18 protein-coding genes and 1 other RNA gene are annotated in these 16,864 nt (G+C 29.9%); 17 read left to right on the forward strand and 2 right to left on the reverse strand.

What is annotated here, in order from left to right:
* Nucleotides 1-3: 3 nt before the first annotated feature.
* The gene (locus L8X40_RS05060; RefSeq protein WP_263667470.1) at nucleotides 4-1,422 is read right to left on the reverse strand and encodes a DegQ family serine endoprotease; all 1,419 of its coding nucleotides are present in this window, start codon (nucleotides 1,420-1,422) and stop codon (nucleotides 4-6) included.
* A 151-nt stretch (nucleotides 1,423-1,573) separates the two neighbouring features.
* On the opposite strand from L8X40_RS05060, the gene L8X40_RS05065 reads away from it, so the two are divergent.
* From L8X40_RS05065 to L8X40_RS05145, 17 genes are all read left to right on the forward strand, one after another.
* Nucleotides 1,574-2,446 (forward strand): DnaJ C-terminal domain-containing protein, encoded by an 873-nt coding sequence (locus L8X40_RS05065; RefSeq protein ID WP_214135968.1) that lies wholly within the window; start codon nucleotides 1,574-1,576, stop codon nucleotides 2,444-2,446.
* A 12-nt stretch (nucleotides 2,447-2,458) separates the two neighbouring features.
* Nucleotides 2,459-2,833, forward strand: coding sequence for a heat shock protein transcriptional repressor HspR (locus L8X40_RS05070; protein ID WP_039618318.1), 375 nt, complete (start codon nucleotides 2,459-2,461; stop codon nucleotides 2,831-2,833).
* A 21-nt stretch (nucleotides 2,834-2,854) separates the two neighbouring features.
* Nucleotides 2,855-4,480, forward strand: coding sequence for a cation:proton antiporter (locus L8X40_RS05075; protein ID WP_214100466.1), 1,626 nt, complete (start codon nucleotides 2,855-2,857; stop codon nucleotides 4,478-4,480).
* On the forward strand, nucleotides 4,477-4,809 hold the full coding sequence (locus L8X40_RS05080; RefSeq protein ID WP_012661485.1) for a hypothetical protein: 333 nt from the start codon (nucleotides 4,477-4,479) through the stop codon (nucleotides 4,807-4,809). Before L8X40_RS05075 ends, L8X40_RS05080 begins: the two co-directional genes overlap by 4 nt.
* Entirely contained in the window at nucleotides 4,806-5,432 is a 627-nt protein-coding gene (locus tag L8X40_RS05085) for an HAD family hydrolase (RefSeq protein ID WP_214100465.1), read from the forward strand. Before L8X40_RS05080 ends, L8X40_RS05085 begins: the two co-directional genes overlap by 4 nt.
* 2 nt (nucleotides 5,433-5,434) lie before the next feature.
* Nucleotides 5,435-5,698 carry a DUF2018 family protein gene (locus L8X40_RS05090; RefSeq protein ID WP_214100464.1) on the forward strand — a complete coding sequence of 88 codons (264 nt, stop codon included), beginning with the start codon at nucleotides 5,435-5,437 and terminating at the stop codon, nucleotides 5,696-5,698.
* Between the two features lie 2 nt (nucleotides 5,699-5,700).
* Nucleotides 5,701-6,135: an exporting protein gene (locus L8X40_RS05095; protein WP_087700603.1), complete on the forward strand. Its 435-nt coding sequence runs from the start codon at nucleotides 5,701-5,703 to the stop codon at nucleotides 6,133-6,135.
* Nucleotides 6,136-6,182: 47 nt separating this feature from the next.
* Nucleotides 6,183-7,076 (forward strand): polyprenyl synthetase family protein, encoded by an 894-nt coding sequence (locus tag L8X40_RS05100; protein ID WP_263667471.1) that lies wholly within the window; start codon nucleotides 6,183-6,185, stop codon nucleotides 7,074-7,076.
* Nucleotides 7,076-8,383, forward strand: coding sequence for a glutamyl-tRNA reductase (gene hemA / locus L8X40_RS05105; protein ID WP_263667472.1), 1,308 nt, complete (start codon nucleotides 7,076-7,078; stop codon nucleotides 8,381-8,383). Before L8X40_RS05100 ends, hemA begins: the two co-directional genes overlap by 1 nt.
* The gene (locus L8X40_RS05110; protein WP_214135986.1) at nucleotides 8,370-10,070 is read left to right on the forward strand and encodes a proline--tRNA ligase; all 1,701 of its coding nucleotides are present in this window, start codon (nucleotides 8,370-8,372) and stop codon (nucleotides 10,068-10,070) included. The genes hemA and L8X40_RS05110 overlap by 14 nt, the downstream gene beginning before the upstream one ends.
* Nucleotides 10,067-10,465, forward strand: coding sequence for an FxsA family protein (locus L8X40_RS05115; RefSeq protein WP_087700588.1), 399 nt, complete (start codon nucleotides 10,067-10,069; stop codon nucleotides 10,463-10,465). The genes L8X40_RS05110 and L8X40_RS05115 overlap by 4 nt, the downstream gene beginning before the upstream one ends.
* Complete coding sequence (gene hemC / locus L8X40_RS05120) at nucleotides 10,456-11,382, forward strand: hydroxymethylbilane synthase (protein ID WP_087700589.1); 927 nt, start codon at nucleotides 10,456-10,458, stop codon at nucleotides 11,380-11,382. The genes L8X40_RS05115 and hemC overlap by 10 nt, the downstream gene beginning before the upstream one ends.
* Nucleotides 11,383-13,176, forward strand: a complete 1,794-nt coding sequence (locus L8X40_RS05125) for a menaquinone biosynthesis decarboxylase (RefSeq protein ID WP_263667473.1) — start codon at nucleotides 11,383-11,385, stop codon at nucleotides 13,174-13,176. It begins immediately after the preceding gene.
* Nucleotides 13,177-13,296: 120 nt separating this feature from the next.
* Nucleotides 13,297-13,641 (forward strand): FlaG family protein, encoded by a 345-nt coding sequence (locus tag L8X40_RS05130; protein WP_214100781.1) that lies wholly within the window; start codon nucleotides 13,297-13,299, stop codon nucleotides 13,639-13,641.
* A 2-nt stretch (nucleotides 13,642-13,643) separates the two neighbouring features.
* Nucleotides 13,644-15,941, forward strand: coding sequence for a flagellar filament capping protein FliD (gene fliD, locus L8X40_RS05135; RefSeq protein WP_263667474.1), 2,298 nt, complete (start codon nucleotides 13,644-13,646; stop codon nucleotides 15,939-15,941).
* Between the two features lie 17 nt (nucleotides 15,942-15,958).
* Complete coding sequence (gene fliS / locus L8X40_RS05140) at nucleotides 15,959-16,330, forward strand: flagellar export chaperone FliS (RefSeq protein WP_039618295.1); 372 nt, start codon at nucleotides 15,959-15,961, stop codon at nucleotides 16,328-16,330.
* Nucleotides 16,327-16,542 (forward strand): hypothetical protein, encoded by a 216-nt coding sequence (locus tag L8X40_RS05145; RefSeq protein ID WP_214100783.1) that lies wholly within the window; start codon nucleotides 16,327-16,329, stop codon nucleotides 16,540-16,542. The genes fliS and L8X40_RS05145 overlap by 4 nt, the downstream gene beginning before the upstream one ends.
* Here L8X40_RS05145 and rnpB read toward each other — a convergent pair.
* Nucleotides 16,537-16,860: RNase P RNA component class A (gene rnpB, locus L8X40_RS05150), an RNA gene on the reverse strand. The genes L8X40_RS05145 and rnpB overlap by 6 nt on opposite strands.
* Between the last annotated feature and the right edge of the window lie 4 nt (nucleotides 16,861-16,864).

Consider the following 16,864-nt stretch of genomic DNA (forward strand, 5'->3'; position numbering starts at 1 on the left):
TTCTTAAAAAAGTAAAGCTCTAACCATACCGCCTCTATTAATCCAAATTTTAACATATTCTTTGTCTTTATTTAATTCTAAAGCCTTAGATAATTCTTTAAAATTTGAAACTTCGTATTGATTAATACCTATGATAATATCACCTTGCTCAAAACCTATTTTTTCTGCTTTTGATTTTGGAGTAACTTCGGTAATTAAAATACCGCTAATATTTTCAGGTATGCGGTATTGTTGTTTATTTTTAGAATCAAGTTCTACTAATTTTAAACCATCAATATAACCTTTTTCATATTGTAGCGATTTTTCATCTGTTTTTAGCATAAATTTAGCTGTTTTGACTTTATTATCTCTTTCATAAGTTACTTCTATAGCTTGTTTTGGATCAATACTTCCTATATAATTTTTTAAATCCATAGGGCTTTTAATCACAGTTTTATCTACTTTTATAATCAAATCACCTCTTTTTAATCCTGCATTATAAGCTGCTGAGTCTTTTTGAACTTCTGTTATTAAAGCTCCTTCTTGATTAGTATAAGCTTTTTTAATATCTTGAGTTAAAGCTCCTATGACTACGCCTAAATATCCTCTTTCAATTTTTCCATGTTCAATGAGTTTTTGTGCAATAGATTTTGCCATATTAGAAGGGATTGCAAAGCCTATGCCATTATTTCCACCACTTCTTGAAAGTATGGCTGAATTTATCCCAACTAAAGCCCCTCTACTATCTACCAAAGCCCCGCCTGAATTTCCAGGATTAATTGAAGCATCAGTTTGAATAAAATTTTCATACTGATTTAAACCTATATTATTTTTATTTAAAGCTGATATAATCCCGCTTGTAACACTACTTCCAACGCCAAAAGGATTACCTAGAGCAAATACTACATCACCTTCTAATAATTTATCTGAATCAGCAAAAACCACAGCAGGTAAATTTTTTGCTTCTATTTTTATCACTGCCAAATCTGTTTTAGGATCAGCGCCAATTAATTTGGCTTTATATTCAGTGCTTGAATCAGGTAAATTTACAGTGATTTTTTCTGCACCTTCTATAACGTGATTATTTGTTATAATATAACCATCGCTTGAGATAATCACGCCTGAACCAAGTGAACTTACTACTTCTTTTTTATTCTTTTTACTTTTTGGAGCTTGTGGGAAATCAAAACCAAAAAATTGTTTAAAATAAGGATCATTGAAAAAATCATCAATCCCAAAGGAATTGCTTTGAACGGTTTTAGAAGTTGAAATATTAACTACTGAATTTTTAACTTTTTGTATGGAATCATGATAAGAAAGTATAGTGTTTTGGTTATCGGTTGGTAAAGATCTTTTTACATTATCATCTGTTTGTTTAAAATCAATACTAGCACTAAAAATAGTAGTTGCTAATGCCAAAGAAAGAATCATAGTTTTTTTCATGTATTATCCTTTGTAAAATCATTTTATACAAGTATAAAATTTTATTTTTACACAATTGTAAACAAAACCTTTAGTATTAAAACTTATAAAAGTTGATTGACTAAGACTAAAGTTTATGGTATAATCTTATAAAAAATTAAGGAATAATAAAATGAATAATAGTTTATATGAAACACTAGGTGTTTCGCAAAATGCTAGCGCAGATGAAATAAAAAAAGCTTATAGAAAATTAGCAAGACAATATCACCCAGATATCAATAAAGAAGCAGGTGCTGAGGAAAAATTTAAAGAAATCAACGCAGCTTATGAAATTTTAAGTGATGAGAAAAAAAGAGCTCAATATGATAGATATGGCGATTCTATGTTTGGTGGGCAAAGTTTCCATGATTTTTCAAAAAATGCAGGTGGAGCTGATATTAACGATATTTTGAATAATATTTTTGGCGGAGGCTTTGGAGGCTTTGGCAGAGGTTTTAGCTCTAGTAATAATTTTAGAAGCGGTTTTGGAGGCTTTGGCGGGTTTGAAGAGGATTTAGACTTACAAGCAAATGTTAAAATTCCTTTTGAAAAAGGAATTTTAGGTGGCGAGCATACTATAAACATCAATAATGAACAAGTTAAAATCAAAATTCCACACGGCATAAAAGATGGTGAAAAATTACGTATAAGAGGCAAAGGAAAAAGCTTTCAAGGACAAAAAGGAGATTTGATTTTAAAAGTAGAGCTTGAAAAAAGTGATGAATACGAAAGAGAAGATGATGATTTATACAAAAAAGTTGAAATTAGCTTAAAAACAGCACTCTTTGGAGATAAAATCAGCGTACATACCCCAAGAAAAGAAGTTAAAATCACTATACCGCCAAATTCTAAAAACAATCAAAAAATCAGACTTAAAGGCTATGGAGTACAAAATAGAAAAACAGACCTTTATGGGGATATGTATTTAATTTTAAATGTAAAAATACCTGATATTAATAGTCTTGATCCTGAATTTGTAAAAATTTTAGAAGAAAAATTACCTTAAAAGGAGTATGCAATGGAGCATAGTTATGATGAACCGGTGTATCTTATAAGTGTTGTTGCAAAGGTTTTAAGCATACACCCACAAACTCTAAGACAATACGAAAAAGAAGGTTTGGTTGAGCCAAGCAGAACCGATGGCAAAATGAGACTATATTCTCAAAAAGATATAGATAGAATCAAAATGATTTTACGCTTAACAAGAGATCTTGGAGTTAATTTGGCTGGTGTTGATGTGATTTTAAAGCTAAAAACAAAAATTGATGAGTTTGAAAATACCATTGAGGAACTAAGATTAGAACTTGATAGAAGAGATAATCCTTCAAAATCAAGAGCAGTAGTTAAGCACAGAAGTAATTTTGATTTAATTTTTTTAGAAAAAATGAAATAATAGAATAAAAAAGGCTAATTAGTGGAAGAGTTTTTAAATGTCTTTTTAGTTGCAGTTGCTTTTGCTGTAATTTTAAATGTAATTTTAAAAAAATTTGGTATTCCAACTATTATAGGCTATATAGCTACAGGTTTATTTGTGCGTGAATTTTATGGTTTTAGTACTAATGAAATTATTATCCATGTAGCTGAGTTTGGCATAGTTTTTTTAATGTTTACCATAGGGCTTGAATTTTCATTTAAACATCTTTTAGCAATGAAAAAAGAAGTGTTTTTAAATGGAAGTTTGCAAATGCTAACTTGCGGTTTGGTTTGTACTTTACTTGTAACTTATATTTTAGGTATAGCAAACCATATAGCAATGATAGCAGGTTTTGCTCTAGCCTTATCCTCCACCGCTATAGTTTTAAAAATACTTAATGATAGTGGCGATATCAACGAAGAATATGGCAGAAAAGCTTTAGGAATTTTGCTTTTTCAAGATATTGCTGTGATACCACTGCTACTAATGATTGATATATTTAGTTCTCAAAATGCTGATATTTCAAAGCTTTTACTTACAACCTTAGTCAGTGCTGTGATTTTGCTTGTTTTGCTTTATTTTATAGGTAAATACCTTTTTACTTATGTTTTAAAATTTATCATTAAGACTAATGCAAATGAAATTTTCATTGCTACTATACTTTTTACTGTAATAGGAGCAAGCTTTTTAGCACATTCTTTTGGTTTTTCATATTCACTCGGAGCTTTTATAGCTGGAGCTTTGATAGCAGAAACTAAATATAAACATAAAATAGAAGCAGACTTGGTTCCTTTTAGGGATTTACTTTTAGGGTTTTTCTTTATCAGTGTTGGCTTACAAATTGATTTTCATATAGTTTTTGAAAATTGGTTTTTGATTTTTGTTTTTGTAAGCTTGGTATTGTTAATAAAATTTGTAGTAATTTATGGTCTTTTAATCCTTTATACAAGAAAAAGAGTAGCGTTAAAAACTGCTTTGAGTATTTCTCAAATTGGAGAATTTGCGCTAGCAGTATTTTCGCTAATGCAAGTAAATTCACTTATAGATGAAAAAACAGCACAAATTTTCATTATAGTTTCCATCATCACTATGGTTGCAACACCTTTTATTTTAAATAATCTTAGAAAAATAGCCAACGCAGCCGAAGGTGAGCAAAACGATATGGCTAAATTTTATCTATGTGATCAAAAAATGAAAGATCATTTTATCATTTTTGGCTATGCAAGATTAGGTCAAGAAGTGGTGCAAAAGATTAAAAAAACAGGTATTCCATATCTAGTTTTAGAAAGTGATTTAAATTTGGTTGAGCTTGGGCGTAGCAGAAATGAGAATGTTTTTTTTGCTAGTGTAGCGCAAGTAGAAACATTAAAAGTAGCTAATATAGAAGAATGCTCAGTTGCTATTATAACTATAAGCAATGAAGCTAAACTTGATATGCTCTATCAAGTGCTTTCTAGTTTTAACAAACCTATACAAACGGTTTTAAAAACAAGTGGTACAGGTGCTAAAATCATTTTCCCACACACTGATAAACATTTACACATTGTAGATGCTGAAGCTTCAATAGCTAGAAATTTAGTACAAGAAGCATTACAATGTAGAATTAATACAAGTGCAGCAGAATGAAAAATGATGAAAAAGCTTTGAGAGTTAAATACGTAAGAGCTTTAGAAAAATTTACCAACTCTGCTGTAAGTGCTTTAAAAAGGGAAGATTTTGATTTAACTCTTTTTAGGGAAAGAATGCAAAAAAATGCTAAAATCTTTGAAAAAGTTCAAGCGGTATTTTTGGATTCTACTTATACTAAGGCTTTGGAGATTTTTGTAAATGAGTGTTTAGATGAAAGTTTAGACCAAAAAACTTTAGCTTCAAAAGCCAATGCCTTATATAAGCTAAAAAATAATCAAAGTTATAAAAAAGACAAACATAAAATTAAATTTAAGGATGAATATTGATAAATGTAATTTTTGATATGGATGGCACGCTTATAGATAGTGCTAATGCTATAGTATGTGCAGTAAATGAGATAAGAGCGGATTTAAATTTAGAACCTTTAAAAAGAGAGTTTATTTTAGATACTATCAACACTCCTGGGCAAAATTATGCTAAGATTTTTTATGGGGTTGATACTTACTCACATACTAGCTTTAAAGAAGGTTATGAGAAGTATTTTATCAAGCATTATGATCAAAGCGTGGTGCTTTTTGATGGTGTGCTTGAGGTTTTGGAATTTTGTAAAAAAAATGATTGTTATTTAGCTATAGCTACTAATGCACCTCAAGAAAGCTTAGTACCTATTTTAAAAAAACAAAACATTCTTTCATATTTTGATAAAATATTAGGTGTTAGTTATGGTATAGAAGCTAAGCCTGATCCTATGATGTTAAGATTAATCACAGATGAAGCAAAATATGAAAAAAGTATTTTCATAGGCGATAGCTTAAAAGACAGACTTTGTGCTAAAAATGCTAAGATGGATTATATACATATTTCTTGGCAAAAAGAAATTAAAGACTTGGATGAAGCTAACGATAAAACTACTTTAATAGAAAAAATTCAAACTTACATAAAAGGTTAAAAATGGATATATTTGATGAAATGTTTGCAAAAAGTCCTAAAGAAAAATTTATCGAAACAATAAAATATGCAAATTTAGGTGCATTAGAAAATGTTTTAGAAAAATTACTAGCCGATCATATCACTATGATAGAGCTTTTAGAAAAAAATAATTTAAATGAAAGCGATGTAGCACAATTTCAAATGGAAAATTCACTCTTAATAGATGAGAGAAAAAATGATTTTTATATAGGCTTAAGTGCTGAAATTTTAGGACATGAGGGTTGATTTTGCGTTTATTTTTATCTTTATTTTTGATACTTAATTTTTTAAGGGCTGAAGTATTTTTTGATTATACTTATAAATTTACCTTAAATAAAGATGAAAAAGCAAGTGTAAAAATAAAAGAAATTGATTATCCTGATGAGATTTATTATTTTGACTTTTCATGGACTTTATTTGATCAAACTAATATCATTGTTCATTCAAGATATAAAAAATACCCTAGACAATTTGTGATGTCTTTAAGAAGAAATTTAAACTGGGTAGATCAAACCTTAGTACCTGATTATAAAAATCCTCATATAGATAGAGCAAGATTAATACTTGAATTTAGTGATTTTAAAAAAGGCGAAGCTATTTTTACTGTGTATATTGAAGATAGAGATAAAAGATTAGAAGTAGAATTTTTAGACCCTAGAAAAGCTAGTCTTAACCAAAACTAAAGTAAAATTTAATAAAATACAATTATAAGAAAACTAAGGAAAGCATAGTGCAAAAGATCGATCAATATATGCATGAATTTTTATCTGAATTAAATTATAAGCCTATTTTAACCATGAGTTCAAAACTTCAAGGTGGTAAAAAATTACGCTCAAAACTACTTTTAAAAATAGCTGGGGAAAGCGATATTAGCTATAAAATCTGTGCCATTATAGAGTTAATTCATGCTGCAAGTTTATTGCACGATGATGTGATTGATGAGGCAAAATTAAGAAGAGGTGTAAAGTCTATCAATGCACAATTTGGAGCTAAAAATGCTATCATGCTTGGAGATATTTTATACTCAAAAGCCTTTTATGAACTTTCTTTGATTGATTTAAAATTAGCAAAAATCATTTCTAATGCTGTTGTTATGCTTTCTGTTGGTGAATTAATGGATGTAAATTTAAGTGAAACTTTCAATAGTGATAAAAACGCTTATTTACAAATGATATACAATAAAACAGCCGTTTTAATCGAAGCTAGTGCAAGGTGTGGGGCTATACTTGCTGATTTAAATGAAGATGATTTTGCAGAATATGGTAAAAATTTAGGTTTAGCTTTTCAAATTGTAGATGATATTTTAGATATCAAAGGTGATGAACAAACCTTAGGCAAACCCGCTATGAATGATTTTAAAGAAGGTAAAACTACTCTTGCTTATATGTATTTATATGAAAAATTAAATCCACAAGATCAAGAAATGCTTAAGTCTTATTACAAGAAAGATTTAAGTATAGATGAGATTGCTTGGATTAAAAATAAAATGCAAGAATATGGAATTTTTAATCAAGTTGGCCAAGAATTAAACACTTATGCAAATAATGCTTTAAAAACCATAGAAAAATATAATATAAAAGATTTAGAAGATATTATTAAAAGTATGATAGAAAGGGAATTTTAATGCATTATTATTGCATCAGTTTTACACACAAAAATACAGATATTGCTACTAGAGAAAAACTTTCCTTTTCTAATGAAGATAAAAAAAGAGAATTACTAAAGCTAATCCATGCTAATAATAAAATTTTAGAAAGCTTAGTACTTAGTACTTGTAATAGGGTTGAAATTTTTCTTTTTATTGGAGATGTTGAAAGCATTAATGAGTATATTTTAAAAACACTTAGTTTACTTTGTGGGGTTGATAGGGAAAATTTAAGCATTAAGGCTGATTTTTACGAAGATAGCGGAGCTATTCATCATTTATTTTCTGTAGCAAGTTCGCTTGATAGTTTAGTTATTGGTGAAACACAAATTGCTGGACAATTAAAAGATGCTTATAAATTTGCCCTGCAAGAACAAAGATGTGGTGTGCATTTAACTAGAGCGGTACATTATGCTTTTAAATGTGCGGCAAATGTTAGAAATCAAACTGAAATTTCTAAAAATCCTATCTCAGTTGCTTCAGTAGCAGTAGCAAAAGCTAAAGAACTTGTAAATTTAGAAAATAAAACTGCAGTTGTAGTAGGTGCAGGGGAAATGAGCGAGCTAGCCTGTAAGCATTTATTAAATGCTAAGGCTAAAGTATTGATATTAAATAGAGACATACAAAATGCCCAAAAGCTTTGTGAGGATTTAGGTGAAAATGCAAGTTGTGAAAGTATTGCAAATTTAAAAGAAGCATTAAATCAATATGAGATATTTTTTAGTGCCACAAATGCTCCACATGCTATTATAACTAATGATTTATTAGAAGAAAAAGATTATAAAAGATATTTTTTTGATATAGCAGTACCTAGGGATATTGATATAAAAGCAAATGAAAAAAATATAGTCTACGCTGTTGATGATTTAGAAGAAGTCGTAAGAAAAAATTTAACTCTAAGAGAACACCAAGCACAAGTTGCTTATTCTATAGTAGGCACTATGACAAATGAGTTTTTCCAGCATCTAAGCAAACTAGCAACCTTACCTTTAGTGAAACAACTACGCTTGCAAGCTGATGAAATCGCTAAAGAACAACTACAAAAGGCTATAGATAAAGGATATTTAAAACACTCAAACCATGAAGAAGCAAGAAAGCTTATAAGACAAGTAATGAATGCATTTTTACATCATCCTAGTGTAAATTTAAAAAAACTAAGCGGAACTATGCAAAATGATTCAGTCGTTAATGCTATGCGTTATGTGTTTGATTTAAAAAATGAAAACATGGAAGGTTTAAACCTTTATAAATGTGAATTTAATTTGGAGAATAATCATGAAATTTAGTAAATTTTATGCCATAAGTACAAAAGAAAATCCAAAAGACGCTACTTTACCAAGTCATATATTTTTAGTTAAAGGTGCCTTTGTAGAACAAATTGGAAGTGGTCTGTATAATTTTTTACCTTTAGGAAAAAGAGTTTTAGATAAGATTAAAAATATCATCAAAGAAGAAATGGATAAAGCAGGGGCTTTAGAAGTAAATTTAAGTTTTAATACTCCAGCAGAACTTTGGAAAGAAAGCGGGAGATTTAATGTTTTTGGTAAAGAGCTTTTACGCTTTAAAGATAGAAAAGAAAATGATTTTGTCTTAGGGCCAACTCATGAAGAAGCTATGGTGGCTTTAGTAAGAAATAAAATAAACTCTTACAAGCAACTTCCATTGCATTTATATCAAATAGGACTTAAATTTAGAGATGAGGCTAGACCTAGATTTGGACTTTTAAGATGTAGAGAATTTTTAATGAAAGATGGTTATAGTTTTCATGCTAATGAAGCTGATTTAGACAAAGAATTTAATCTTATGCATGAAACTTATAGTAAAATTCTTACAAGATTAGGGCTTGAATTTAGAGCTGTTGAAGCTGATAGTGGGGCTATTGGTGGAAGCGGTTCAAAAGAATTTATGGTTTTGGCTAAAAATGGTGAGGATGATATATTATTATGTGAGCATTGTGATTATGCTGCAAATATTGAAGCAGCAAAAAGAGCTAAAAAAAGTTGTGAAGATGAAAGGCCAGAGGCTGATTTTGCCACGCAATTTCACACTCCAAATGTAAAAACTATAGAAGAATTAGCGGAATTTTTTAAAATTAACCCTTACTATACTATCAAAGCTATTGCTAAAAAAGCTATTTATGAAAATGAAGAAAAAATTGTAGTATTTTTTATACGCGGTGATGATGAACTGCAAGAAGTTAAAGCGCTAAATGCAGCAAATGCACTAGAATTAGTTGATGTAAGTGAAGAAGAATTAGAAAAAGTAGGTTTAGTGCCAGGATTTATCGGCTTTATAGGATTAAATGGAGTTGATTTTTATATTAATCATGAGCTTGAAAATGAAACAAATATGATTATTGGAGCAAATAAAAAAGATTATCATTTAGTTGGAATTAATGTTGTAAATTTAAATAAAGAACGCTTTAAAGATCTTGCGGCAGTTAAAGAGCATGATCTTTGTCCAAAATGCCAACACAAGCTTAAGCAAAGCAAAGGTATTGAAGTAGGGCATATTTTTAAACTTGGAAATAAATACTCAAAAGCAATGAATGCAAGCTATTTAGATGAAAATGGTAAAGCTCAATTTTTCACTATGGGTTGTTATGGTATGGGAGTGAGCCGTTTGGTTGCAGTTGCCATAGAAGCAAGCCATGATGAAAAAGGTTGTATTTGGAATAAAACTTTAGCTCCTTTTGTTTTAGATATCATCGTTTCTAATATAAAAGATACAAAAGCCATGGAATTTGCTGAGCAAATTTATACTCATTTTAAAGATAAAGAAATTTTATTTGATGATAGAAATGAGCGTTTTGGTGTAAAGATTAATGATTTTGAATTAATGGGCTTTCCTTATGCTTTAGTTATAGGCAAAGGCTTAGAAAATGATGAAGTAGAATTAATCCATAGAAATACCTTAGAAAAACAAGTTTTAAAAACCCAAGAAGTAATTTCATACTTAGAGAAAATTCTATGATAGCAAGAATAAATATAAGCGCATTTTTGATTTTAGAATTAATTGCTAGTATTTTATTTATAACCTTTTTTGGTTTTTTAAATTTTTTTATGATAGTTTTTGCAAGTATGTTTTTAGGGGCAATGTTTTTAGCAAAGACTTGGACAAATCTCATCACTATGCAAAATACCAACACGAATTTATTTGGTATGATTAAATTATTTTCCTTAACTATAGTAGGAATTTTACTTTTAATACCAGGAATTTTAAGTACATTTTTAGGAATTTTGCTTTTATTTTTTATGATGGTGCTAAAACTTTTTACAAAACAAAAAAGAAAATACCATCATCAAACAAATAATGAAGAAGAAATCATCGATGTAGAAATCATACAGGAGCATAAAAAATGCAATTAATCATCGCAACAAGAAAAAGCCAACTTGCATTATGGCAAAGTGAGTATATAAAAAATAAATTATCGCAAACGCATTCTGAATTAGAAATTTCTTTAGAGGGTTTTAAAACAAAAGGTGATGTTTTACTTGATTCGCCTTTGGCTAAAATAGGTGGAAAAGGACTTTTCACAAAAGAACTTGAAGAAAGTATGTTAAGAGGCGATTCACATTTAGCTGTGCATAGCTTAAAAGATGTGCCTAGTTTTTTCCCAAAAGGTTTAGTTTTAGCTGCTATTTCAAAAAGAGAAGTGGTAAATGATGCTTTTTTAAGTGAGTATTATGAGAGCTTAAATGCTCTCCCAAAAGGTGCAAAAGTAGGTACAACAAGTCTTAGAAGAAGAATGCAACTTTTAGCGTTAAGGCCTGATTTAAACATCATTTCTCTAAGAGGTAATATCAACTCACGCTTAGAAAAACTTAAAGCCAAGGAATTTGATGCTATTATTTTAGCTCTAGCTGGCATTAAACGCTTAGGTTTAGATAAAGAAATAAAATACATTAGGGCTTTTGAACTTGATGAGATGATACCCGCAGCTTCCCAAGGAGCTTTAGGTATAGAAAGCATTGATGATAAACAAATTTTAAAATACCTTGAATGCTTAAATGATGAAAATGCCTTTATAGAAACCCATATAGAAAGAGATTTTATAAAAACTCTAGAAGGTGGTTGCCAAGTACCTATAGGAATTAATGCAAAAATCATTGATGAAAAAATAGAAATTCACGCCATAGTAGGCTTACCTGATGCAAGTAAAATTCTCAAAGAAAAAAGAGTAATTGATAAGCAAGATTACGCAAAAGCGGGCGAGCTTTTAGCTAAAGAAATGATAGCAAAAGGTGCAAAAGAAATTTTAAAAGAAGCAGAGAGTATGATATAAATGCAAAAATTCATAGAGCTTTTAGAAAAAAATAATTTATTAAAAACCATTCATGAGCCTGTTGATGTTGATCTTGAAATGGCACATTTAGCTTATATAGAAGTTAAAAAAGAAGATTCTAAAGCCTTACTTTTTACTAATGCGGTAAAAAATGGTAAAAAATACGATTATCCTGTCCTTTTAAATACTTTTTGTAATGAAAAAGCTTTAAATTTAGCATTTGAAAAAGACCATGAAGATGTGGCTAAAGAAATTAGTTCTTTGCTTAAAATGCATATACCACAAAGCTTTGGTGCAAAATTAAATTTTTTCAAGACCTTGCTTGATTTAAAAAATATCCCACCAAAACGCATTAAAAAAGATGGAGAATTCAACTATAAAAGCTTAAATTCATTATATGATATGCCTATTTTAAAAACTTGGGAAAAAGACGCTGCGCCTTTTATTACCATGGGGCAAGTTTATACTCAAAGCATAGATGGAAAACAAAATAATCTTGGAATGTATCGTTTGCAAGTAGTTAATGAAAAAACCTTACTTATGCATTGGCAAATTCATAAAGATGCAAGTCATTTTTTCCATGAGTATAAAAAAGCAAATCAAAAAATGCCAGTAAGTATAGCCATAGGTGGAGATCCTTTATATATTTGGTGTGCTCAAGCGCCTTTACCAAAAGGAATTTTCGAACTTTTACTTTATGGTTTTATCAAGAAAAAACCTGCCATTTTGGCAAAATGCAAAAGTAATCATCTTTATGTGCCTTATGATAGTGATTTTGTGATTGAAGGTTTTGTAGATCCAAATGAATTTGCACCCGAGGGGCCTTTTGGAGATCATACAGGCTTTTATACTCCTGTTGAACTTTGTCCTGTCTTAAAAGTAGAAAAAATCTTTGCTAAAAAAAATGCGATTTATCAAGCTACGGTTGTAGGAAAACCACCTTTAGAAGATAAATACATGGGGCTTGGCACAGAAAGAGTTTTCTTACCTTTACTTCAAACAAATGCTCCTGATTTGATAGATTATAACATGCCTGAAAATGGAGTTTTTCATAATTTAATCTTAGCCAAAATAGAAGCAAAATATCCAGCTCATGCAAAACAAGTCATGCATACTTTTTGGGGTGTAGGACAAATGAGTTTTGTAAAACATGCTATTTTTGTTGATGAAAATGCACCTTGCTTGCAAGATTATGACAAACTCATACCTTATATACTTAATCGTTTTGATGAAGAAAAATTGCTTATTAGTGAAGGAATTTGCGATCAGCTTGATCATGCTTCAAGCACTTATTGCTATGGTGGTAAAGCAGGACTTGATGCGTGTGGTGATGAGAAAAAAGTTGAACTTGAAATTTTAAGCGATAAAGCTTTACTTTCACTTTTTAAAGAAAAAGATCAAAGTATTTTAAAATTAAAGCAATTTTACACCCAAACCTTTACTCCAATTTGTGTGATTTTGATTAATAAAAAAGAAAAAATTGCTCAAATTTTTGAAAAACTACAAACTTATAAAAAGCATTTTAGAATTTTAGTTTTCTTAGACACAGATGCTATTTTGGAAAATCCTTATATGCTAGTTTGGCGCGTGGTAAATAATATTGATGCAAAAAGAGATATATTTATCAAAAATGATTGTGTTGCGATTGATGCGACAAATAAAGGATTATTAGAAGATTATTATAAAGAATGGCCTTTAATGACAAATTGTTCTAAAGAAGTTATAGAGAGACTTATTGCAAGAAATTTACTTCCAAATGATGAAAAATTATTCAAAAAGTTTGAAATTTTTTAATTTTAAACTTTTTGAGAACACTTTTTGCTTGTAAGAAAATATAGATTTTTAATCTAAATATTAAGTTTTTTAAAATTATGTCGATAGAGTATTTTAAAGTCTTTTAAAAAGGAGTTTAAAATGGACATTAGTAACAATATTCAAAGAGATGCAAATGTAGCTCATTTTAGTACAAAAAGCGTTGAAAAAGCACCTCAAGAGAATAAACAACAAGTTAATTTAAACGATCAAGATGAGAATTTAAATGAAAAACTAAAAAACGCGACAGAAAAGCTTAATAGTCAAATGGAAACACTAGGAACAAATGTGCGTTTTGCATTTAATGATAAAATTAATGAAATGTATATAAATGTAACCGAAAAAGATACAGGAAAACTTATACGTAAAATTCCTAGTGAAGAAGCAATGAAATTAATAGAACATTTTAAAGGTGTTATTGGTACTATTTTTGATAAGGAGAGTTAATCATGGCGGTAGGTAGTTTAGGAAGTTTAGGGATAGGTTCAGGAGTTTTAACAAGCGATACGCTTAATAAACTTAAAGAAGCAGAAATGCATGCAAATTTGAAATTTTATAATTCGCAACTTGAAACCAACAGTTCAAGACAGAAAGATTTAGCAGAGCTTGAAGCTAAACTACTTGCATTTCAAACAGCTGTAAATAGTTTAGGAGATGCTTCACAGTTTAATCAAAAAAAAGTATCTCCTAGTGTAAGTGGAGATAGTGCTGCTGCTAGTTTAACCGTAGGATCTTTATCCAGTCTTACAAACATGAAAGTTATTGTGGATCAACTTGCTCAAAAAGATGTATATCAAAGTAATGGTTTTAAAGATAAAACTTCATCGGTACTACAAAATTTAGGTCTACAAGGCACAAAATCTTTCACAATCACACAAGATGGAAAAGAATATAAAATAGAAATTGATCAAAGCACTACCGTAGCTCAACTTGCTGAAAAAATCAACTCTGCTACAGGCGGCAAAGTAGAAGCTAAAATAGTCAATACTGGAGATAAAGAAAACCCGTATCGCTTGGTAGTACAAAGTAAAGATACTGGAACGCAAAACAATATCTCTTTTTCAGGAGATGAAGATCTCTTAAAAGGTATGGGATGGGAACTTGATAAAAATAGTATTAGCGCTGGTGGTTTATTTGGTTTTAGAGAAAATGGAAATAATGATAAAACTCAAATTAGCGGAACGCTTTCTTCTAAACCAAATGGAAGCGATAAATTATTAAATTCAGGAGATGGCAAAACCTCTTTAACTTTTGTAGTTAAAAATGGTGATACTTATGATAGATATACTATAGATATCGATGAAAGTACTACTTATGATAGCTTAGCTGAACAAATTAGTAAAAAAACTAATGGTAAGGTTAATTTAGAACTAACAAATACAAGAGCAACTTTCAAAACAACCAATGGGGCTGAACTTGGTATTTTTGATGGAGGTTATGCTGTAGATGAAGATGGTAATATTGATAAAGCAAATTATACTAGAGATGAGAAAGCTACAAAATTATTAAGTGAAAAATTTGGAATCACTTTAGATACTAGCACCCCACAAGGATATAATGTTTCCAAAGATAATGAAAACCATATCCAAAAAGGTATGGATGCTATCTTTAGTGTAGATGGTGTTCAAATGACTAGACCAACCAACATTATCACAGATATAAGTCCAGATACCACCTTAGAGCTTAAACAAAAAGGTGAAATAAGCTTTAATGTGACTCAAGATACAGCTGCCATAGCTGAATCTTTAGAAAGTTTGGCAACTGCTTATAATGATTTAATGCTAAATCTTACAGCAGCTACAAAATATGATCCTGATGCAGGAACAAAAGGAAATTTTGTAGGTGTTAATGCAATCTCAAATATAAAATCTCAAATTAATAATATTTTACTTCAAACTATCACAGTTGATGGAACAATTACAGTTGGAGATAGTGAAACTTCAGAAGGGACAAAAATATCATCTAAAGTTAGTTTATCTTTGGCTGATTATGGACTTACTATATCTAATGGAACCATGACTTTTGATTCTTCTAAATTTAACACCAAATTTAATGAAGATCCGGAAATGGCTGAAAGGTTTTTCGTAGGAAGTAATGGTTTTGAAGATATAAACTTAAGTGGAGAAAAAGTTGGAGGGTTTGCAAAAGACAATCCAGATGGCATTGATTTTACTGATTCAGAATTTAAAATTATTTACAATGAAGAAACCATAGATTTAACCAAAACAAAAAATGGCGATCCTTTTATACTAAAAGGAAGTACAGATGAAGAAATGGCTCAGAATTTAGTTGATCATATTAATAGCTTTGGCCTAGAAGGCTTAGAAGCTAGTTTTGAAATTATCAACCAAGGAAGTCCTGATCAAAAAATTCAATTTAAAATCAAAGGAACTTCAGGAAGTGATTTAGAAATTCAAGGTAAAGAAGACTTTTTAAAACAATTTGGCTTAAGTCCTAAAACTATGTATTCAAATTGGAAAGAAGAAACTGGAACTTTTGGGATATTAAAAAACACTATGAGGGAAATGATGAGTTCGGAAGGTTCTTTTGGTGGGTATAAAGCTTCCTTAACAAAAGAATCAAAGAATTTAAATGAAACCATAGAAAATACAAAAAACTCCATTGATGCAAAATATGACACAATGTGGTCAACATGGGCAGCATATGATAGTATTATTTCTAAATTAAATAATCAAGCAAGCGTTATTGCTAATATGATTAATGCAGCAAATAATCAAAATTCTTAAAATAAGAAAGGATTTAAATGGTAAATAGTGCAGTTTATAATGCATATTCACAAAGTCAAGCAGGCGTAGAATCTCAAGAAAAACTTATAGAGATGTTATACGGAGGGATTCTACGCTTTGCTAGTAGAATAAAAATAGCCATACAAAATGAAAATATAGAAGAAAGAGTGTATTATGTAAAAAGAGCTAGTGCTATTTTTGTTGAGCTTATTAATTGTCTTGACTATGAAAAAGGTGGAGATGTGGCACATTATCTAAGTGGTTTATACACTAGAGAATTACAACTTCTTTCTTTAGCAAATATAGAAAACAATGAAGCTAGAGTAGATGAAGTAATAAATGTAGTAAAAGGCTTATTAGAAGCTTGGAGGGAAGTACATCAAAAATGAGTGAAAAAAAATGGATAGATGAGTTTAAACTAGCTGTATATACTGAAGATATTGAAAAAATAATTAAACTCATCGAAAAACCTGATTTTAAAGATTGTCCTAATGAGGCTTTAGCACTTACTAATGAAGCAATAGCTTTTATGAAAAAAAAACAAGATAAAATAGCTATTAACTTGCAAAAACTCAAAAAAGCTTCTGCTTATATGAAGTAAAACATGGCGATAAGCCGAGTTCTGTCAAGAGCGATCATTTATCTAGACTTGTTTTTGCAAACAAGTTCAAGCGAAGGGTTATATTATAAGACTAAAACCACCCCTTCTTGCTGCAGATTGGGTTTACATAGCTAGCTTTGTTACCAAAGCTACTGGTAGGCTCTTACTCTACCGTTTCACCTTTTCCATATAAAATATGGTAGTTTTCTTTCTGTTGCACTTTCCCTTAGGTTGCCCTAGCCATCCATTAGATGGAATCCTTGTCTTATTGCAGCTCGGACTTTCCTCTTCAAAAGAAGCGATCGCTTGCCATGTTTAGATA

The sequence above is a fragment of the Campylobacter sp. CNRCH_2013_0855 genome, from assembly GCF_025773025.1.
Lineage (GTDB): Bacteria > Campylobacterota > Campylobacteria > Campylobacterales > Campylobacteraceae > Campylobacter_D > Campylobacter_D jejuni_C.